Raw genomic sequence first — 21,320 nt, forward strand, 5'->3', positions numbered from 1 at the left:
TCTTCTAAGGAAAATACAGATTTACGTCGGAGCAATGTCAGCCACGACCGACGCGCGGCCCTTGTAAACCGGGGCGTGCCCGGTTCCAAAGAAGGCGTGGACGGTCGCTTCGGCCCTTACTTCTGTTTTTCCAGCTGGTGATACTTGCCGTCCTTGTCCCACTGGTAAACCACGTAGTCGGAGACTTTCAAGTCGCCCTTGGTGTCCCATTCCTTCTTGCCCATCACGGTCTGGACCGAGTTGGCCTTGAGCCACTTGGCCGCGTCTTCGCCCTTATTGGACTTGGCGCCATTGAAGCCGGCGGCCAGGGCCTGGACCGAAGCGTAGGCGTACAGGGTGTAGCCTTCAGGCTCGGTGCCGTTCTTGCGGAACTCTTCAACCACGGCCTTGCTGTCTGGCAGCAGGCGCGGGTCGGCACCAAAGGTCATGTACACGCCATCGACGTATTGCGCGCCGCCGGCGGTGGTGACCAGTTCGTCGGTGACGATGCCATCGTCAGACATGAACTTCACGTCCTTGAGGCCTTGCTCGCGCAACTGGCGAACCAGCGGGCCGGCTTCCGGGTGCAGGCCACCGAAGTAGACCACGTCGGCACCCGCCGCACGGATCTTGGTCACCACGGCGCTGAAGTCTTTCTCGCCGCGGGTCAGGCCTTCGTACAGCACCTCCTTCACGCCACGCTTGGCCAGTTGTGCCTTGGTGGCATCCGCCAGGCCTTGGCCGTAGGTGTCCTTGTCGTGCAGCACGGCCACTTTCTTGCCCTTGAGCACGTCGACGATGTAGTCGCCCGCCACGATGCCCTGCTGGTCGTCACGACCGCACATGCGGAACATGGCGTTCAGGCCGCGCTCGGTGACTGCAGGGTTGGTGGAGCCCGGGGTAATGGCGATGATGCCGGCTTCGTCGTAGACCTCCGAGGCCGGGATGGTGTTGGACGAGCAGAAGTGCCCGACCACGCCGATCACCTTGTCCTGGTCAACCAGGCGGTTGGCCACGGCCACGGCCTGCTTGGGTTCGCAGGCGTCGTCGCCAGCGACCAGTACGATCTTCTCACCGTTGACGCCACCTGCCTTGTTGATGGCATCGGCTGCCGCCTGGGCACCCTTCATGTACTGCTCGCCAAATGCAGCATTGGCGCCGGTCATCGGCCCCGCCACACCAAATTTCACATCAGCTTGAGCAAACGCAGAAACACCCAACGCAGTTGCCACTGCGAGGGCCAGGAAACCTTTCTTGTAAAACGTCTGGGACATGAGGTGGTGCTCCAAGGTTTTTTTTAGTTGGCACTGCGACTTCATTTCACTGAAAAGCTCAGAGCAAGGGCCGTGCCATCGGTTTTTTATTCTGAAAAAAGTCGCTGCTTTATTGTTATTTCGACTGTTTCGAGCCCTTTTTCATAGGGCGTGCAACCGTCTAAACCGCACGAGGTGCAACCTTTTATTTAAATGGGTAAAACCCTCCGTGAGCCATCATTGCAACCATCGCACGAAACGGCGTGCAACCACTGTGTAACAACCCACGTCACCGAACTGCACACTGTCGGTGCGCGATTGCTACAACCCGCACCATAACAGGCTAGACGCTACGCCGGAAAACGCGGCTTCCAGCAACAATTTTCAACACTCAAATGACGATCCGCAGGCACTGGCCCGCGTGATACAGGGAAAAGCCCGCCTCATACAGGCAACTGCGCAATCCCACCCCGGCCAATGGCTGCATGGGTGCGAACGGGATCGGCAGGGCCTGGGCATTACCGTGACACAGGTAATCGGCGAACGCCTTGCCGACCACCGTGCCGGTGGTCACGCCCCGACCGTTGTAGCCGGTAACGGCCACCAGCCCGGGAGCGGGCTCGAACAGACGCATCAGGTGATCGGGGGTGAAGGCAATGCAACCGGTCCAGGTGCACTCCCACTCCACCGACTTGAGGTAAGGAAAGTAATGCTGCTGCACCCGGTCGGCCCAGGCCTTGAGGAACCAGGTCGGCTTGCGGTTGCCGTTGCCCAGGCTGCCCAGCAGCAAACGGCCGTCCTTGTCCCGGCGGATGCTGCTCAACACCTGGCGGGTATCCCACGAGCCCTGCCCGCCCGGCAGAATGCGTCGGGCGGCCTCGTCGGTCAGCGGGACCGAGGCGACCTGATAGTAATAACCGGGGAAGAAATTGCGCCGCAGTTCGGTCCAGTCGCCCTCGGTATAGGCGTTGGAGGCGATCACCACCTGCTCGGCCAGCACCGAACCCTGGGCAGTCTGCACCGACCAGCGCTGGCCTTGGCGTTCCAGGCGCGTCACCGGCGAGTGGTCGAACAATTGGCCGCCAAGGTCCGTGGCCGCCTTGGCCAACCCGCTGGTGTAGGCCATCGGGTTGAGCGTGCCGGCGCGGCGGTCGAGCAGTGCCGCGGCGATTTTCGACGTGCCGGTGGCATCGACACAGGCCTGGCCGGTGAGCAATTCCACCGGCGCACCACGGCGCTTCCATTGCTCTTCGCGACTGCGCAGGTCGGCCTCGCCCCGGGCGTTATGAGCCATGTGCAGGGTGCCTTCGCGGCGCAGTTGGCAATCGATGTTGTATTTATCGATGAGGCTGAACACCAGGGCCGGCGCCGCCCCCAGCATGCGATTGAGCTGGCTGCCCACCGCCTCGCCGAACCCGGCCTCGATGTCATCCGGCGGGATCCACAGGCCGGCGTTGACTAACCCGACGTTACGCCCCGATCCGCCGTGCCCGGCCCGATGAGCTTCCAGCACAACCACGCGTTTGCCTTGCTCGAGCAAATGCACCGCCGCCGACAGCCCGGTAAAACCCGCGCCGATCACACAGACGTCAGCCGTGACTTCGCCGGTGAGCGCGCTGTTTTCAGGCCTTTGCGGCGTCAGTTTTTCCCACAGACATTCTTCGCGTAACGGCATTGCCAGACTCCGAAAAAGAAACCTAACCACTACACACAAATTCATTGTGGGAGCGAGCTTGCTCGCGATGGCGGCGGCACATTCAATAACTATGTGACTGACAGACCGCTATCGCGAGCAAGCTCGCTCCCACAGGGGACTTTGTTGACTCGACCTCAGTCGAAGGTAATCCCCTGCGCCAATGGCAACTCCAGCGAGTAGTTCACGGTGTTGGTCTGGCGGCGCATGTAGCCGCGCCAGGCGTCGGAGCCGGATTCGCGACCGCCGCCAGTTTCTTTTTCGCCCCCGAATGCGCCGCCGATCTCCGCGCCGCTCGGGCCGATGTTGACGTTGGCGATGCCGCAGTCGCTGCCCACGGCCGACATGAATTGCTCGGCTTCACGCACGTCGGTGGTGAAGATGCAGGACGACAGGCCCTGGGGCACGGAGTTGTTCAGGTGCAAGGCCTCGGCAAAGTCCTTGTAGCCGACCACGTACAGGATCGGTGCGAACGTTTCGTGGCGCACCACATCGCTCTGCTCGGGCATCTCGACGATAGCCGGCGAGACGTAATAGGCATTCGGGAACTGGTCTTCAAGCTGGCGCTTGCCACCGAAGACTCGCCCGCCTTCGCTCAAGGCCTGCTCCAGCGCATCCTGCATGCTGTCGAAGCTGTGCTTGTCGATCAGCGGTCCGACCAGGTTGCCTTCCAGCGGATGGCCGATGCGCACTTTCGAATAGGCGGCCTTGAGGCGGGTGACGATTTCATCCTTCACCGATTCATGGGCAATCAGCCGGCGCAGGGTGGTGCAACGCTGGCCGGCGGTGCCGACGGCGCTGAACAGGATGGCGCGCACGGCCATGTCCAGATCGGCGCTCGGGGCCAGGATCATGGCGTTGTTGCCGCCCAGTTCCAGAATGCTGCGGGCGAAACGCGCGGCGACTTTCGGCGCCACTTCGCGGCCCATGCGGGTGCTGCCGGTGGCGCTGATCAAGGCCACGCGCGGGTCATCCACCAGCGCTTCACCGGCATCGCGACCGCCGATGATCACCTGGCTCAGGTACGGCGGTGCATCGCTGAAGTTCTTCAGCACGCGCTCGAACAGCGCCTGGCACGCCAGGGCGGTGAGCGGGGTCTTTTCCGACGGTTTCCAGATCACCGCGTTGCCGCACACCAGGGCCAGCGTGGTGTTCCAGGCCCAGACAGCCACGGGGAAGTTGAAGGCACTGATCACCCCGACCACGCCCAGCGGATGCCAGGACTCACGCATGTGGTGGCCCGGACGCTCGGAGGCGATGGTCAGGCCGTACAGCTGGCGGGACAGGCCGACGGCGAAGTCGCAGATGTCGATCATCTCTTGCACTTCACCCAGGCCTTCCTGGGTGATCTTGCCGGCTTCCCACGACACCAGCTCGCCAAGGTCGGCCTTGTATTCACGCAACAGGTCGCCAAATTGACGCACCAGCTCGCCGCGACGCGGGGCCGGCACCTGGCGCCACAGGTCGAAGGCGTGTTCGGCACGGCTGACCTGCTGCTCGACTTCAGCCGCGCCTTCCCAGTTCACGGCGCCGATACGGCTGCCATCGATGGGCGAATGCACCGGTTGTGTGCCGTTCTGGTACAGGGCCGAGTCAACGCCCAAGCGATCAAGCAATGCAGCAACCATGGAAAATTTCCTCACACGAAAGACAAAGGATTGGCAGCCGGACGAATGCGACTGATCAGACCTGTAGTTGTAGCTGGCTCGAGACTTGCCAACAAACGACCTTTAAGCGAGATATCATTCCGTTTATTCATGCTGGCCATGACCGGATAAGCAGAGCCACAAGAAATAAGGCCTCATCATGCTCAATAAACGCTATTTGCCGTCGATCACGGCGCTGCAATGCTTCGAAGCGGTGACCCGCCACCTGAGCTTTACCCGTGCCGCCGAAGAGCTGAACCTGACCCAGAGCGCCGTCAGCAAACAGGTCGCGCAACTGGAGGAGTTGCTGCAGCACTTGCTGTTCCGACGCGTGCGCCGACGCTTGCAACTGACGCCAGCCGGTGATTTGTACCTGGGGGAAGTGCGAAAAATCCTCACGCAGGTGGAGATGTCTACCCATTACCTGCGCTCCTACGGCGGCGACACCGAAGTCCTGCGCGTTTCCACGCCCCCGACCTTCGGCGCCCGCTGGTTGGTCCCACGCTTGAAGGGCTGGCGATTGCGGCATCCGAAGATTCATCTGGATCTGTGCAGCGAGCAGGAGGCCGACGATTTGCTGCAAGGGCGCAGCGACCTGGCGTTCTATTTCGGCCAAGGCTCGCGCCCCGGCACCGAATCCCTGAAGCTGTTTGGCGAAGAACTGGTGCCGGTCTGTGCGCCCGGCAGCCTGCCTGACCAGCCCTTCACCGACCCGACCCAACTGGCCGAGCTGGTGCTGCTGCAAAACGCCTCGCGGCCCCAGGCCTGGCACGATTGGTTCGACAATCAGGGCTATCACACCGAACACAGCTACCACGGGCCGCGTTTCGAAACCTTCTACATGTGCATCCGCGCCGCCCAGGTCGGCTGCGGCGTCGCCCTGCTGCCGCGGTTTCTGGTGGAGGAAGAACTGGCCGACGGCAAACTGGTCATCCCCTGGCAACACGCGATGCCCAGCACCAACGCCTATTACCTGGCCTATCCGGAACATTCGGCGGAAGTGCCCAAGGTGCGGCTTTTTGTGGAGTGGATGCTGGAGCAGATCGACACCCCGGATATACCGGCATAACCCGACGCGAACCTGTGGGAGCAAGGCTTGCCCGCGAAGAACGCGCCACAGCCTCCCGGAAACCGAGTCGCCTGTATCGCGGGCAAGCCTTGCTCCCACAGCGGGGCGGTGCGACGTTTCGCTAAATCCCCTCGCCAAAGATAACGCTCTTTGCCGAAAAAGACCCAGTGACCAAAAAAAACTGGCAATCATCATGAGTGATATGCGCCACTAGCCCTTTCACTACAAACCGCCGAACCTCGCTGCCCATGGCTGCGGCCTGTCTGGAGAACCCTATGAGCGAGAGCGTATTTGCCGATCGTATCGTGCAGAACCTGCTCGACACCGACTTCTACAAACTGACGATGATGCAGGCGGTGTTGCACAACTACCCCAACGTCGAAGTCGAATGGGAATTTCGCTGCCGCAACAGCGAAGACCTGCGCCCGTACCTGGCGGAGATCCGCTTTCAGATCGAGCGCCTGGCCGAGTTGAGCCTGAGCGCCGACCAGTTGGGTTTCCTGGAGCGCATCAGCTTTATGAAGCCGGACTTCCTGCGTTTCCTGGGCCTGTTTCGCTTCAACCTGCGCTACGTGCACACCGGTATCGAAAACGGCGAGTTGTTCATCCGCCTGCGCGGGCCGTGGCTGCACGTCATTCTGTTCGAAGTGCCGCTGCTGGCCATCGTCAGCGAGGTACGCAATCGTTATCGCTATCGTGAAATCGTCCTGGAACAGGCGCGGGAACAGCTTTATCGCAAGTTCGACTGGCTGAGCGCCAACGCCAGCGCCGAAGAACTGTCCGAACTGCAAGTCGCGGACTTCGGCACCCGTCGTCGTTTTTCCTTCCGCGTCCAGGAAGAAGTGGTCAACGTGCTCAAGCACGATTTCCCCGGGCGTTTCGTCGGCACCAGTAACGTGCACCTGTCCCGGGAACTGGACATGAAGCCCCTGGGCACCATGGCCCATGAGTGGATCATGGCCCACCAGCAACTGGGCCCGCGACTGATCGACAGCCAGATCGCCGCCCTCGATTGCTGGGTGCGCGAGTACCGGGGCCTGCTGGGGATCGCCCTGACCGATTGCATCACCATGGACGCCTTCCTCAAGGATTTCGATCTGTTCTTCGCCAAGCTGTTCGACGGTTTGCGCCATGACTCGGGCGACCCGGTGATCTGGGCCGAAAAAGCCATTGCCCACTATCACAAGCTCGGCATCGACCCGATGAGCAAGACCCTGGTGTTCTCCGATAGCCTGACATTGCCCAAATGCCTGGAGATTTTTCGGGCATTGCGTGGTCGCATTAATGTCAGCTTCGGTATTGGCACCAACCTGACGTGTGACATTCCAGGTGTAGAGCCGATGAGCATCGTGCTTAAAATGATCAGCTGTGACGGGCAACCCGTGGCCAAGATTTCAGACGAGCCCGGCAAGACCCACTGCAAAGACCCGAATTTCGTCGCCTACATGCGACATGTTTTCCAAGTACCTGCCGCCCTTTCTGACACATCAAGCAAGGAGTGAATTCATGCAAGCCGTACAGCGTGAGATTGCTGAACAGCTCAAGGTCCAGCCGCCGTTCACCGATGACGCGGCCCTCAAGGCCGAAATCGCCCGTCGGGTGAGCTTTATTCAGGATTGCCTGGTCAACTCCGGACTCAAGTCCCTCGTGCTGGGCATCAGCGGTGGCGTTGACTCGTTGACCGCCGGGCTGCTGGCCCAACGTGCCATGCGCGAACTGCGGGAGAAAACCGGTAACGCCGCCTACAAGTTCATCGCCGTGCGCCTGCCGTACGAAACCCAGTTCGACGAGCATGAAGCCCAAGCCTGTGTGGACTTCATCGACCCGGACGAGCGCCATACCGTCAACATCGGCCCGGCGGTCAAGGCCTTGGCCGATCAAGTCGCGGCGTTCGAAGGCAAGGCAGCGGTCTCGCGGGATTTCGTGCTGGGCAATACCAAGGCGAGGATGCGCATGGTGGCGCAATACACCATCGCGGGCACCGAGCACGGCCTGGTGATCGGCACCGACCATGCCGCCGAAGCGGTGATGGGTTTCTTCACCAAGTTCGGTGATGGCGCCTGCGACCTGGCGCCGTTGAGTGGCTTGGTGAAAAACCAGGTCCGGGCCATTGCCCGTGACTTTGGTGCGCCGGAGTCGCTGGTGGAAAAAATCCCCACGGCCGACCTTGAGGACCTGTCCCCAGGCAAGCCGGACGAAGCCTCCCACGGCGTGACCTACGCCGAGATCGATGCGTTCCTGCACGGCGAGCCTGTGCGGGACGAGGCGTTCAGGATCATTTGCGAGACTTATCGCAAGACTGAGCACAAGCGGGTGATGCCTTACGCTCCGTAACGGGTAATCACTGTGGGAGCGGGCTTGCTCGCGATGGCTGAGGGGCGTGGGTTGGTGTGTATATCCGTTACGCAAAAAACGGATATACACCCCAAAACAACCAGACACCCACCGAAAAAAACCCAAAAAAACGGCGCTTCCCATTTCTGAAAGAAGCGCCGCTTTTTTGTGCCTGAAGCTGATTATTTCAGGGTAACGGTGCCTTTCATCATCGAGATGTGGCCCGGGAACGAGCAGAAGAAACCGTATGCCTCACCGGCAGCCAGTTTAGACACGTCGAAGGTCACCGAGTCTTTTTCCCCGGCTCCGATGACCTTGGTGTGGGCGATGATGCGAGTATCACCTTCTTTCAGGTAATTCTTGTCGATGCCAGCGCCCAGGCCATCGGTGGCGATCGGCTGCATGTCAGCCTCTTTGCTCAGCACCCAGTTATGGCCCATGACGTTTTTCGGCAAGCTGCCCGAATGCGTCAGCTCAACGGTGAACGTCTTGCAGCTCTTGTCGATCTCGATGGCCTTGGTGTTGAAGGACATCTGGTCGGTCGAGTCGATGGTGGTCTTGCACTCCGCTGCCATCAGTTGGCTGCTGGCCAGCGTCAACAGGGATACTGCAACAAGTTTGGCAAACATCGTGAATCTCCAAGGCATGGTTAACAAAAATCCGTCAAAGGGGAAGACTGCCTGAATTTCAGACAAGTTCCTATGACCTGAATCAAAGATTGTATACAACTTAAGGCTATCAGCCTGATGGACACAATCAACCAGCCAGAGGGATGACGCCGCTCTATGATCAGCCTCACCACCTCTCGGGAGCGCCCATCATGAACGTCAACAGCCTGTTATGCAGCTTGCTCGCCGCCTACGCCTGCGGCGCCAGTGGCACCTACGAAAAGCCTCAACGCGAGGTTTAAACGCTTTGCGCGATCAAGGCCAGGCTTTACTCTGGGTCGGTTACTGATCATGGAGTAAAGCATGTCCATCGCGTCTGTTTGTGTATTTTGCGGCGCCAGCACCGGCACCGATCCAGCGTATCGTGAAGCGGCGCAGGCCCTGGGCCGGGCATTGGCGGAACGAAAATTGACCCTGGTCTACGGCGGCGGTGCCGTCGGCCTGATGGGGATCGTCGCTGACGCAGCCCTGGCGGCCGGCGGCGAGGTCATCGGCATCATCCCGCAAAGCCTCAAGGACAAGGAAATCGGCCACAGCGGCCTGACCCGTCTGGAAGTGGTGGACGGCATGCACGCCCGCAAGGCACGCATGGCCGAACTCAGCGATGCCTTCATCGCCCTGCCCGGCGGCCTCGGCACGCTGGAGGAGCTGTTCGAAGTCTGGACCTGGGGCCAGCTCGGCTACCACGGCAAACCGCTGGGGTTGCTGGAAGTGAACGGTTTCTACAGCAAGCTCACCGGTTTTCTCGATCATATCGTCGGCGAAGGCTTCGTCCGCGCGCCCCATCGTGACATGCTGCAAGTGAGCGAATCAGCGCAGAACCTGCTCGATGCGCTGGACGAATGGCAACCGTCAGTGCAGCCAAAGTGGGCCGAACAAAAACCCAGCTAACGGCTCGGCCCCGATACAGGGCAGAATATGCGCCGCTCAACCTCACCTTCGACCCCAGAGGATCGCCCATGGCCAAACCCAATTATTCCTTCGCCAAACGTCAGAGAGACTTGGCCAAGGAGCAGAAGAAAGAGGAAAAGCTGCAGCGCAAGAAAGCCACAGCTGAAGAAGAAGCCGCACTGACCCCGGATGCCGAAGGCGAAGTGGCGGCAGAAGATGATGTTGATGCACCGAAAGATCAGGCTCCCGACGCCTGATACCCCCAGGGCCCGATGATTCGATCCGGCCCCCCGGTTCTGTGTCCAGGGCCGGCAGTCCCACTGCCGGCCCTCACAATCCCAGCGCCTTGATAATCGACAGGCGATAGCCTGCAGGTAGATTGGCCGGCAATTGGCCAGGCTCGAACAACCCGATCTGCTTGTGCTCATGGCTGATCATCGGCACGAAACCGCCCAGCAACTGGCAGCGGTACGTGGAGATGAAGACGTGCTTGCCGGGAATGACCTCGAACAAGTACGAATCCAGCGGCTCCCCCACGCTTACCTCAACCGCCAGCTCCTCATCGATCTCCCGTGCCAGGCACTGCGGCGCCGTTTCGCCCAGCTCGATCCGTCCACCGGGCAGCTCCCATTCGTCCCGTTCGTTGAGCATCAGCACGACCAGGCCTTCGGGAGATTGCAGCACGCCTTTGATGGAAACCGGGAACATGGTGAAACCTCATCATCCACAGGACACACAACCTGTGGGAGCCTAACCCTGTGGGAGCCGAGCTTGCTCCCACATTTTCCACACAGCGATCATGACTCCAGCGGCATCACCGTCACCCGTACCTCGGGGTCATGATTGCCGCCGCCCAGGATCACTCCCCGCAACGGCGACACATCGGAAAAATCCCGGCCCCAGGCCAGGGTGATGTGTTCCAAGGCCGGCTGGACGTTGTTGGTCGGGTCGAAGTCCACCCAACCCAATACCGGGCAATACACCGAGACCCAGGCATGGGACGCATCGGCGCCAATCAGCCTTGGTTGGCCGGGTGGCGGCTGGGTCAGCAGGTAGCCACTGACGTAACGCGCCGCCAGCCCGCGAGAACGTACGCAGGCCAGCATCAAGTGGGCGAAGTCCTGGCACACGCCCCGCCGCCGCTCCAGCACCTCCACCAGCGGCGTGGCCACCTGGGTGGCTTCGGCATCGAAGGTGAACTCATCGAAAATCTTTTCCATCAGCGCCCGCACGCCAACCATCAACGGTCGCCCCGGCGGGAAGCAACTTTCGGAAAACTCGACGAAGCTGCGCTTGAGGTGCACATACGGTGACTCGAAACGAAAACGGCACGCCTCCAGCAATGGCGCCGCCAGTGGCCGGCCGCTGTAAGTCAGCGCGTTGCAGGTCGACTCCCAGGCCGGGGACAGGTTGAAGTCCAGCGCGGGGCGAGACAGCACCTCGACGCCCAGGCGAGCATTGACCAGCAGCTCGTCGTGGGGGCGTTCGAAGGCCAGGCGCGTCAGCGGATTGCCGAACACATCCTGCTCATCGCGACGGGTCGTCGGCTCCGGGCTGATCAGCAACTGCTGTTCGGTGCAACGCTGCCAGTCACAGGCGCGCGGCCACAGATGGGCAAGCTGCTGGGCCAGGGACACCGGGCTGTCGTAGTGGTAATGGGTGTCGTGGAGTATCTGGTAACGAGCGCTCATCAGACGGACACCGTACGTTGGCTGACGTCATCGACGTGGGCGAAATGACGCAAGGCCAGGCGATCGGATACCTGGCCACCGACATCGGCCACTTCCTGCAACAGGTCGGCCAGCCCATCAAGTGCTGCGCGCAGGCTGGCCTCACCAAACAGGGGGTTTTCCAGGCAACGCAAGTCAAAGCGAGAAAGACGCGTCACCAACTCTGGCAAGGCCGTTTCCTTCGGTGCGCCAAAATCGTCGTTCAGGCGTTTGAGCGTGCGGGCCACCAGCTTTAACTGGAAAAGCACCGCGTGGGGGTTCTGTTCGTCCAGCAACAACAGGTCCAGCACCGGGATCAGTTGCGCCACAGCCAGGTAGCGCGAACGGTAGGTGATGCTGCTGTTGCCCAGTTCCAGCAGCCACTCAAGCCCAGCCTGGTCGAACACTGCATCGCTGCGCAAAAACGCCGCCAGGCTGCTGCTGAGGAACTGCAAGCGTTCCAGGCGCCGGCCAATCATCAAGAAGCGCCAGCCCTCGTCGCGGGTCATGTCGTCCAAGGCAAATCCGGACAACGCCGCCAGGGACATCACTAGCCGATTGAGGAAATCCAGCAACTCACCGAAATCCGGCTCCTCGGTTTCCAGCTCCATCGCTTCGCGCTGCAACTCCACCAGCGCCTGCCAGTTCTCCCGGGACAGCTTGCCGCGAACCTGCGAGGCCGCCCACTGCAAGCGCTGCAGGTTGGAGCGCAGGCTGAACGACCAATCGTCCCCCAACAGCGCCGCCAGCAAACGCTCGTGCAGCTCGCCCTCCTCAGGCAGCAGCATCAGGCTTTCGCCCAGGGACACCGCCGACTGCAGGGCCTGCGGGTCGTCGCCATCGACGTAACGCCCCAACATGATCCGCAGCAGCCGCGCGCTGTCGTCGCAGCGTTCGCAGTAACGGCCGAACCAGAACAGGTTTTCCACCACCCGCGACGGCAGGTACGGATCGCGTCGAACCAGGTCGTGGACGCCTACGGTTCGCTGGGCCGTCCATTGTTCACCACCGGGGGCCTGCTCGCCCAACACCCAAGTATCCTTGCTGGCGCCGCCGCGCTGCATCGACACCACTTCGGCGTCGGCCTCGGCGGCCACGCGGGTCAGGCCCCCCGACAGCACCCGATAATCATCCTTCCCGGACACGGCATACACGCGCATGCCAATGGCCCGAGGCTGGATGTGCCCGTCTTCGGCCTGCCAGACCGGGGCCTGGGACAGTTGCGCCAGCTCCTGGGCGACATAGGCATAGGGCCGAGCCTGCATGCGCGCCGCCAGTTGGCCGCGCTGCGCCTCGTTCAGGTCCCGGCCGAACACCGGGGTGAAGCTTTGGGAAGGAAACGCCGGCTTGATCAACAGTTGCGGCAGCTTTTCCAGGGCCTGGGCCAGCACCGGCGGCTCACCGCACCACCAGGTGGCGATGGACGGCAGTATCAATTCCTCGCCGAACAGATACTGGTTGATCTTCGGCAGGAACCCCAACAGGCCCGGTGACTCCAGCACGCCGCTGCCCAGGGCATTGGCCACCAGCACACGGCCCTGGCGCACCGCTTCCAGCAGTCCCGGCACGCCGAGGGCTGAATCGGTACGCAGCTCCAGGGGGTCGCAGAAATCGTCGTCGAGCCGGCGCATGATGGCGTGGACCCGGCGCAGGCCACTGAGGGTCTTGAGGTAGACCGTGGCGTCCCGCACGGTCAGGTCGCCCCCCTCCACCAGCGGATAGCCAAGCTGGCGTGCCAGATAAAGATGCTCGAAATAACTTTCGTTGAACCGCCCCGGCGTCAACAGCACCACCAGTGGCGACTCACCGTCGCTGGGTGCCTGTCGTGCCAGGGTTTCCTGCAAGGTGCGGAAGAACCCGGACAGGTGGCGCACCCTCAGGTCGCGATACAGCTCGGGGAACGCGCGGGAAACGATCATGCGATTTTCCAGCGCATAACCGGCCCCCGAAGGCGCCTGGGTCCGATCCGCCGTGACCCACCATCGGCCATCGGGCGTGCGCGCCAGATCCACCGCATACAAGTGCAGGAAGCTGCCATCCGGTGGGGTAATGCCCTGGCAGGGCCAAAGGAAATTGTTGTGCCCGAATACCAGCTCTGCCGGCAGCAGCCCTTCGCTGATCAGCCGCTGTGGCCCATACAGGTCGGCCAGAACCGCATTGAGCAGCCGCGCACGCTGGGCGATCCCGGCCGACAGATGTTTCCATTCCTGCGGGTCGATCACGTGGGGCAGCAGGTCCAGCTCCCACGGCCGGTCGGCGCCCTTCGGATCGGCGTAGACGTTATAGGTGACACCGTTTTCCTGGATCTGCCGAGCCAGCAGCGCCTGACGCTGGATCAGGTGAGCCGGCGTGCTGCGCTGCAACTGATCGAACAACCGCCGCCAGTGCGGACGCACCGCACCGTTGTCGTCCAACAGTTCGTGATAGGTGCCCGTCGTCAGCGGGTAACGGTCAAGCAGGTCAGGCATGGAAAGCTCGGCAGACGGCAATAAAAGGTGAGACTAGCGCAAGCGCATGACGCCCGGATAGGTGGAAGAGTGTGACCAGACGCTGGGTCGTGCCCTGTAGGAGCTGCCGGAGGCTGCGATCTTTTGATCTTTCGCTTGGGACTCAAGTGTCTGGGGAAAGATCGCAGCCTCGTTGCACTCGACAGCTCCTACACAGCTCCTACATTGAAGCCCCTGGAAAGCGTCGCAGATCGAGTGTGAGCGGAAACTCGTCATCCATGGCCAGGCTGGGTATCGGAAGTTTCCCTGGCGTGTGTCCGATACGGAAGAAACGCGCCATCCGCCGGCTTTCGGCCTCGTTGGCATTCACCGGCAGGCTGTCGTAGTTACGCCCGCCCGGATGGGCCACGTGATACTGGCAGCCGCCCACGGAACGTTGCATCCAAGTGTCGAGCAAATCGAAGACCAGTGGCGCATGCACCGGGATGGTCGGTTGCAGGCAGTTGGCCGGTTGCCAGGCGCGGAAACGCACCCCGGCGACGAACTCGCCGACCCGGCCGGTGGGTTGCAACGGCACCGGCACACCATTGCAGGTCAGCAGGTAGCGTTGCGGCGCCAGGCCGCTGAGCTTGACCTGCAAGCGCTCCAGGGAGGAATCCACATAACGCACGGTACCGCCCACCGCGCCCTCTTCCCCCAGCACATGCCAAGGCTCGAGGGCCTGGCGCAATTGCAGCTCGATACCGCTGACCGCGTAATCGCCCACCTTGGGGAAGCGGAACTCCAGGTGCGCAGCGAACCACTCGGCCCGCAGCGGGTAGCCGGCGGCGTTCAGCTCATGGATGACGTCGGCAAAATCCTGCTCGATAAAGTGCGGCAACAGGAACCGGTCATGCAGCTCGGTGCCCCAGCGCGCCAGTTTCGCCGGCGCATAAGGCTCGCGCCAGAACCGCGCCACCAGCGCCCGCAGCAGTAATTGCTGGGCCAGGCTCATGCGGGCGTGGGGTGGCATCTCGAAAGCACGCAACTCCAACAGGCCGAGACGTCCGGTGGCGCCGTCCGGCGAATAGAGCTTGTCGATGCAGAATTCGGCACGGTGGGTATTGCCGGTCACGTCGATCAACAGGTTGCGCAACAGGCGATCGACCAACCACGGCGGGCATTCCTCGCCGGGCTGTGGCATTTGCGCGAAAGCGATTTCCAGCTCGTACAACGCGTCGTTGCGCGCCTCGTCCACGCGAGGTGCCTGGGAGGTCGGGCCGATGAACAATCCGGAAAACAGGTAGGACAACGACGGATGGTTATGCCAGTAACTGATCAGGCTGCGCAGCAGGTCGGGACGCCGCAGAAACGGAGAGTCAGCCGGTGTCGCGCCACCCAGTACGAAATGGTTACCGCCGCCGGTGCCTGTGTGCCGGCCATCGATCATGAATTTCTCGGTGGTCAGTCGGGTCTGTCGCGCTTCTTCGTATAAAAATTCAGTGCGCTCGACCAACTCATCCCAGGTCGCCGAAGGCTGCACGTTGACCTCGATCACACCGGGGTCGGGGGTGATGCGGAAATTGCCCAGGCGCGGGTCGCTCGGCGGCTCGTAGCCCTCCAACAGCACCGGACAGTGCAGCTCCTCAGCCGTCGCCTCGATGGCGCTGACCAGTTCCAGGTAATCCTCGACCCGCTCCAGTGGCGGCATGAACAGGTACAGCCGACCTTCGCGGGCCTCGGCACAGAAAGCCGTGCGGGTCAGCCAGTCGGCGGATTTGTCGATCTCCGGGACACGCTCCTGCTCGGTCGCCGGCTCGCCGTGACGCGCCAGTTGCTCGGTGCCGGGCAGCTCGGGCAAGTCCTGGTTCGGGTCGGTGGGGTGGATGAACGGGTACTCGGCCGCCGTCACCCAAGGCTGGGACGCCAGTGGCAAGCGATAGCCCAGGGGCGAATCCCCCGGCACCAGGCGGCAGTGACTGTCACGCAGGTACCAGCGACCGCTTTGCCATTGATCGCCCTTGGCGGTGCGGGCCAGCGGCAGGACCTGGCCGATGACCTTGTCCAGGCCTTGGTTGAAGACCTTGCGCAACCGTGCACGCTCCAGGGCGTCCTCCAGGCGTGGGTCCTCGGCCGTGACATTCGAAGGCAATGCACCTTCGCGCCAGAGGTAATAGAAGTTGTCTTCGTAGGCCGGAAACACGAACCGCGCAGGAATTTTCAAACGCTCGGCAACGCTCGCCAGGAAACGTCCGGCCAGTTCGCCATCGGCGCCGTAGTCCTCCTGCTCATCGGCGATCAACGCGCTGTTGTGCCAGATCGGCACCCCGTCGCGCCGCCAATAGCAATTGAGCGACCAGCGCGGCAATTGCTCGCCGGGGTACCACTTGCCCTGGCCGAAATGCACCAGCCCCTTGGGCGCATAGTGCTTGCGCATGCGCTGGAACAGCTCGGCGGAGAGCCGGCGCTTGTCCGGCCCGAGTGCCGCGGTGTTCCACTCGGCGCCATCCGGGTCATCGATGGAGACAAAGGTCGGTTCGCCCCCCATGGTCAGGCGCACGTCGCCTTCCAACAGGTCGGCATCAATCTGGCGCCCCAGTGCCTGGATCGCCAGCCACTGTGCGTCGGTGTAAGGCTTGGTCACCCGCGGTGCTTCCCAGACCCGCTCGACGGACATTTCGTGGCTGAACTCACACTCGCAAGGCTCCACCAAGCCACTGATCGGGGCCGCCGAGGACGGATCGGGACTACAGGCCAACGGGATGTGGCCTTCACCGGCGAACAACCCGGATGTCGCATCCAGGCCGATCCAGCCAGCACCGGGCAGGTAGACCTCGCACCAGGCATGCAGGTCGGTGAAGTCCACGTCGGTGCCGGACGGGCCATCAAGGCTTTTCACATCGGCAGTCAACTGGATCAGGTAACCGGAAACGAAACGCGCGGCCAAGCCAAGGTTGCGCAACAGCTGCACCAACAGCCAGGCCGAGTCGCGGCAAGAGCCGGATGCGTGCTCAAGGGTGTGCTCCGGGGTCTGCACGCCCGGCTCCATGCGAATCAGGTAGTTGATGTCTTCGCTCAGGCGCTGGTTGAGCGCCACCAAAAAATCCACCGCAGGCAACGGCGTGCGGTCGATGCCGTCCAGATAGGCCTGGAATTTCGGCGTCAGCGGCAGGGTTTCCAGGTAAGGCGCCAACTCCTTGCGCTCGTCGGCCGCGTAGGCGAACGGAATCTTTTCGGCGTAGGGCTCGAGAAAGAAGTCAAACGGATTGAACACCGCCATTTCCGCCAGCAGATCGACTTCGATGCGCATCTCCCGGGTTTTCTCGGGAAACACCAGCCGCGCCAGGTAGTTGCCCTGGGGGTCCTGCTGCCAGTTGATGAAATGCTGCTCGGGTGAAACCTTCAGCGAATAGGAAAGAATCCGCGTGCGGCTGTGGGCCGCCGGGCGCAGGCGAACGATCTGCGGGCCGAGCTCGACGGCGCGGTCGTAGCGGTAATGCGTGACGTGATGCAATGCGACATGAATCGACACGACGTGCCTCCTGCGAGCCTGGGCGTTATCGAAAGCGGCGCAAGACTTATGCCATGCAGGCAGGCCGGACACTTTCTTTGTCTACTCAAGGCAGTAGAGCACTAAAAACGCGCGCTGCCCGAATTCATCTGCAAAGCAATGCACATAAATGCGGCGCCGGCAGCGCAAATCGACTCAGCGACGCGGGCGTGATGCCTTGGCGGCCTGGATGATCAGCGCGCGTTGGCGGCGGATGTCGACGAGTTTGCTGCGCATCTCCCGATGGCGCTTGCTGTTGAGCAGCAAGAGCCCCAGCAGTGGCAACAACACCGCGAATAGGTACACGCCCTGATGCGGTCGATAAGCGAACGTCGGCAGCACCGCCGCCAGACAGGCCAGGAAATACCCCGCCACCCACCAGACCGCCCAGGCGCGCCCGCGAGCGATCAAGAGGTTGCCCGAGACCAGAACGATCACCAGGGCCAAAGTACCGAGCCCGACATAGTCGGTCCTGGCTGACGGCTCCAGGGCACGCCAATAAGTGGTCCCGGCCAACACAAGCAGCGTGGACCCGGAAAAGCAGCCCAGCAGGATCGTCCCCATGAAAACCGGAAAATAGCGGGCGAGGAATGGCTTCAGCGATCCGCCACCGATCATTCCGTGAACTCCTCGTACAAGCCGACGGCAACCGTTTTCACGGCGCCCTCGCCGGTATAACTGCCAATGATCCCCAGCGCGCCTCCGAGGGAGTCCTTTATCTGAGTCAGCGTCGCGTGCCTGATTTCAGCTGAAGAATAACGTTTGGGCATGGCCCCCGCGCGTTGCTGCAACTTGAGTAACTTCGCCGTCAGGCTCGGGTCCTTGAGCGTCAACAGTTCCTTGGTCAGCTTGCTTCGCTCTTGCCGATTCAGGCCCTTGAGCAACTGATACCAACTCTTTCCAGTGCCGGCCGCTTTGTTGGCCTTGAGTAGCCGGACAGTCGTCAGCGCCGAGCCACCAACACCCACCAGGGAAACCCCGTCAAGGATCGGCGACACGATGTTGTACCAGTCAGCGTCATTCATCTCATCGTTGCCGGTCGGATTGGTCAGCTCATTGGCCACCCGCATCCCACCAATGACGCATTGCGCGGTGCTGGCCGTCGCGGCAGCGGCGCCCAGGGCAACGACAAAGGCACTTGCCCCCGCCGTAAAGGGCACGGCGACGCTTCCACTGAACACCACCACCCAACCAATCACAGCGGCGACACAGGACAAGCCGGCATTGGTTGCTTCAAGCCCAAGCTTGGACTCGCGCGGGCTGCTTTTTACCTGATCGATGAATTGCTGCGGTGCGATGTATTTTTTCGCCTCGCGCAGAATGATGCGCTTGGGCGCGATGCTGCAAATCGGCTTGAATTCGCGCAGGGTCACGACGTTGTATTCGGAATCGATATACACCACACCCGCACCGGCGATGCCAGGATCGGCGTCGATGGCAGCAAACAGGCGTGGCAGGTTGATCTGGCTTTCGATGCGTTTGCGGGCCATGAACTGGGAGAAACTCAGGTCCATGCCGATGCCCGTTGAAGCGCTGCTCATATGAATCGTCCTTGAGAATCGGAGGGTGAATCTTTGTCCACACTGAACCTTGTGGCGAGGGGATTTATCCCCTCGCCACAAAGGCTATGCATCCGCCATCGTGCCGTAAGGCGGGCGCCACGATAACAAACGGCCAGCACCCTCGCTAGAAAGCAAAACGCCAGCACTTAGGCTGGCGTTTTACGAGGTGGCTAGGCGATCAGCGCGGCACGACAGGCTTGCGCGCCGGTTTCGGTCCTTTGCCCTTGGCGGCGTCCTTGCGTTCCTTGGCGGCCTGCTGGTTGCGGGCGAATGCCGCGGCCTTGGCCTGCTCGCGCTTGTCCCACGGGTTGCCGCCGTCGCTGGCGCGCGGTGGCAGGCCGGTGTGCTGGGTCAGGATCTTGGTGGTTTCCTTGCCCACCTTGTGGCTGCCGGCTGGCGTCGAGTTCTTGCGACGGGCGCTCTGGTAGCTGTCGGTGGCCGGCTGGTGCAACGGAATCAGTTGGTTCTTGCCCGGCCCGATCAGGTCGGCGCGGCCCATGCGGGTCAGCGCTTCGCGCAGCATCGGCCAGCCCTTGGGGTCGTGATAGCGCAGGAAGGCCTTGTGCAGGCGGCGCTGTTCCTCGCTCTTGACGATGGTCACCGCGTCGCTCTTGTAGGTGACCTTGCGCAGCGGGTTCTTGCCCGAGTGGTACATGGCCGTGGCCGTGGCCATCGGCGACGGATAGAACGCCTGCACCTGGTCGGCCCGGAAACCATTGCCCTTGAGCCAGAGCGCCAGGTTCATCATGTCTTCATCGGTGGTGCCCGGGTGGGCGGCGATGAAGTACGGAATCAGGTACTGCTCTTTCCCGGCTTCCTTGGTGTACTTCTCGAACATCCGCTTGAATTTGTCATAGCTGCCGATGCCCGGCTTCATCATCTGGTTGAGCGGGCCTTCCTCGGTGTGCTCCGGAGCGATCTTCAGGTAACCGCCGACGTGGTGGGTCACCAGTTCCTTGACGTATTCCGGCGACTCGACCGCCAGGTCGTAACGCAGGCCGGAGGCAATCAGGATCTTCTTCACCCCAGGCAAGGCCCGGGCGCTGCGGTACAGCTGGATCAGCGAAGAATGGTCAGTGTTCAGGTTCGGGCAGATGCCGGGGAACACGCACGACGGCTTGCGGCACGCGGATTCGATTTCCGGGCTCTTGCAGGCGATGCGGTACATGTTCGCGGTCGGGCCGCCGAGGTCGGAAATGACCCCGGTGAAACCCGGGACCTTGTCGCGGATCTCTTCGATCTCGCGAATGATCGACTCTTCGGAGCGGTTCTGGATGATCCGGCCTTCGTGCTCGGTGATCGAGCAGAACGTGCAGCCGCCAAAGCAGCCACGCATGATGTTCACCGAGAAACGGATCATCTCGTAGGCCGGGATCTTCTCCTTGCCGTACGCCGGATGGGGAACACGTGCGTAAGGCATGCCAAACACGTAGTCCATTTCTTCGGTGGTCATCGGAATGGGCGGCGGGTTGAACCAGACATCGACTTCGCCGTGCTTCTGCACCAGGGCGCGGGCATTGCCTGGGTTGGTTTCCAGGTGAAGCACGCGGTTGGCGTGAGCGTAGAGCACCGCGTCGCCACGAACCTTTTCCACCGATGGCAGACGGATCACGGTCTTGTCGCGGGTCATTTTCGGGCTCGCCAGGATCTGTACGACCTTGGCTTCGCTCGGGTCCTCGACCGGCCCCTTCTCCTGCTCGATGGCACAAGCTTGAGTGTCCTGGGTGTTGACGTACGGGTTGATGATCTTGTCGATCTTGCCCGGACGGTCGATGCGCGTGGAGTCGACTTCGTACCAGCCTTGCGGCGTGTCACGACGGATGAAGGCCGTGCCGCGCACGTCGGTGATGTCTTCGATCTTGTGGCCGTAGGACAGGCGCTGGGCGACTTCGACAATCGCCCGCTCGGCGTTGCCGTATAGCAGGATGTCGGCGCAGGCGTCGATCAGGATCGAGTTGCGCACCCGGTCCTGCCAGTAATCGTAGTGAGCGATACGGCGCAGCGACGCTTCGATACCACCCAGCACGATCGGCACATGCTTGTAGGCTTCCTTGCAGCGCTGGCTGTAGACCAGGCTCGCACGGTCCGGCCGTTTGCCCGCCATGCCGCCTGGGGTATAGGCGTCATCGGAGCGGATTTTCTTGTCGGCGGTGTAGCGGTTGATCATCGAGTCCATGTTGCCGGCCGCGACACCGAAAAACAGGTTGGGCTCGCCAAGCTTCATGAAATCGTCTTTGGACTGCCAGTTCGGCTGGGCAATGATCCCGACGCGAAAGCCCTGGGCTTCCAGCAAACGGCCAATGATCGCCATGCCGAACGACGGGTGATCGACGTAGGCATCACCGGTCACGATGATGATGTCGCACGAATCCCAGCCGAGCTGATCCATCTCCTCCCTGCTCATGGGCAGGAATGGCGCCGGACCGAAACATTCGGCCCAGTACTTGGGATAGTCAAATAACGGCTTGGCTGCTTGCATGTCGATAACCGGTATAAAAGATGAAAAATCGCGGGCGCGGAATATAGCACAAAAAATAACC

General features: G+C 61.8%; 16 protein-coding genes. 5 read left to right on the forward strand and 11 right to left on the reverse strand.

The genetic code is table 11. From position 1 onward, the window contains the following. Window positions 1-116 precede the first annotated feature (116 nt). The 3 genes from AB4O09_RS27620 to amaB all read right to left on the reverse strand — a co-directional run bounded on the left by AB4O09_RS27620 (window position 117) and on the right by amaB (window position 4,553). Complete coding sequence (locus AB4O09_RS27620; protein WP_003197293.1) at window positions 117-1,253, reverse strand: ABC transporter substrate-binding protein; 1,137 nt, start codon at window positions 1,251-1,253, stop codon at window positions 117-119. 370 nt (window positions 1,254-1,623) lie between these two features. Beyond that, window positions 1,624-2,907, reverse strand: coding sequence for an L-pipecolate oxidase (gene amaA / locus AB4O09_RS27625; RefSeq protein ID WP_003197290.1), 1,284 nt, complete (start codon window positions 2,905-2,907; stop codon window positions 1,624-1,626). A 155-nt stretch (window positions 2,908-3,062) separates the two neighbouring features. Continuing rightward, entirely contained in the window at window positions 3,063-4,553 is a 1,491-nt protein-coding gene (gene amaB, locus AB4O09_RS27630; protein ID WP_038857759.1) for an L-piperidine-6-carboxylate dehydrogenase, read from the reverse strand. 178 nt (window positions 4,554-4,731) lie between these two features. Between amaB and AB4O09_RS27635 the strand changes: the two genes are divergently transcribed. From AB4O09_RS27635 to nadE, 3 genes are all read left to right on the forward strand, one after another. Further along, window positions 4,732-5,640 carry a LysR family transcriptional regulator gene (locus AB4O09_RS27635; RefSeq protein WP_003197285.1) on the forward strand — a complete coding sequence of 303 codons (909 nt, stop codon included), beginning with the start codon at window positions 4,732-4,734 and terminating at the stop codon, window positions 5,638-5,640. 275 nt (window positions 5,641-5,915) lie between these two features. Next, the gene (gene pncB, locus AB4O09_RS27640; protein WP_003197284.1) at window positions 5,916-7,142 is read left to right on the forward strand and encodes a nicotinate phosphoribosyltransferase; all 1,227 of its coding nucleotides are present in this window, start codon (window positions 5,916-5,918) and stop codon (window positions 7,140-7,142) included. A 4-nt stretch (window positions 7,143-7,146) separates the two neighbouring features. Next, entirely contained in the window at window positions 7,147-7,974 is an 828-nt protein-coding gene (gene nadE / locus AB4O09_RS27645) for an ammonia-dependent NAD(+) synthetase (protein ID WP_003197282.1), read from the forward strand. Between the two features lie 182 nt (window positions 7,975-8,156). On the opposite strand, the gene azu is transcribed toward nadE, so the two are convergent. After that, entirely contained in the window at window positions 8,157-8,603 is a 447-nt protein-coding gene (gene azu / locus AB4O09_RS27650; RefSeq protein WP_003197280.1) for an azurin, read from the reverse strand. 342 nt (window positions 8,604-8,945) lie between these two features. Between azu and AB4O09_RS27655 the strand changes: the two genes are divergently transcribed. After that, window positions 8,946-9,533 (forward strand): LOG family protein, encoded by a 588-nt coding sequence (locus tag AB4O09_RS27655; protein ID WP_003197276.1) that lies wholly within the window; start codon window positions 8,946-8,948, stop codon window positions 9,531-9,533. Between the two features lie 68 nt (window positions 9,534-9,601). Next, window positions 9,602-9,790 (forward strand): hypothetical protein, encoded by a 189-nt coding sequence (locus tag AB4O09_RS27660; protein ID WP_003197274.1) that lies wholly within the window; start codon window positions 9,602-9,604, stop codon window positions 9,788-9,790. A gap of 73 nt (window positions 9,791-9,863) precedes the next feature. Here the strand turns inward: AB4O09_RS27660 and AB4O09_RS27665 are convergent, their stop codons facing one another. From AB4O09_RS27665 to AB4O09_RS27695, 7 genes are all read right to left on the reverse strand, one after another. Continuing rightward, window positions 9,864-10,241: an NUDIX hydrolase gene (locus tag AB4O09_RS27665; protein ID WP_003197272.1), complete on the reverse strand. Its 378-nt coding sequence runs from the start codon at window positions 10,239-10,241 to the stop codon at window positions 9,864-9,866. 89 nt (window positions 10,242-10,330) lie between these two features. Continuing rightward, window positions 10,331-11,224 (reverse strand): transglutaminase family protein, encoded by an 894-nt coding sequence (locus tag AB4O09_RS27670; protein WP_003197271.1) that lies wholly within the window; start codon window positions 11,222-11,224, stop codon window positions 10,331-10,333. Next, complete coding sequence (locus AB4O09_RS27675; RefSeq protein ID WP_003197269.1) at window positions 11,224-13,710, reverse strand: circularly permuted type 2 ATP-grasp protein; 2,487 nt, start codon at window positions 13,708-13,710, stop codon at window positions 11,224-11,226. The genes AB4O09_RS27670 and AB4O09_RS27675 overlap by 1 nt, the downstream gene beginning before the upstream one ends. Window positions 13,711-13,909: 199 nt before the next feature. Further along, window positions 13,910-17,200, reverse strand: coding sequence for a transglutaminase family protein (locus tag AB4O09_RS27680; protein ID WP_013692136.1), 3,291 nt, complete (start codon window positions 17,198-17,200; stop codon window positions 13,910-13,912). 174 nt (window positions 17,201-17,374) lie between these two features. After that, a complete protein-coding gene (locus AB4O09_RS27685; RefSeq protein WP_003197265.1) occupies window positions 17,375-17,836 on the reverse strand; it encodes a hypothetical protein in 462 nt (153 codons plus the stop codon). After that, window positions 17,833-18,759, reverse strand: coding sequence for a hypothetical protein (locus tag AB4O09_RS27690; protein WP_003197263.1), 927 nt, complete (start codon window positions 18,757-18,759; stop codon window positions 17,833-17,835). The genes AB4O09_RS27685 and AB4O09_RS27690 overlap by 4 nt, the downstream gene beginning before the upstream one ends. 199 nt (window positions 18,760-18,958) lie before the next feature. Continuing rightward, window positions 18,959-21,259: a YgiQ family radical SAM protein gene (locus AB4O09_RS27695; protein ID WP_013692135.1), complete on the reverse strand. Its 2,301-nt coding sequence runs from the start codon at window positions 21,257-21,259 to the stop codon at window positions 18,959-18,961. Window positions 21,260-21,320: the final 61 nt, after the last annotated feature.

The organism is Pseudomonas sp. H1_F01, from assembly GCF_054681425.1.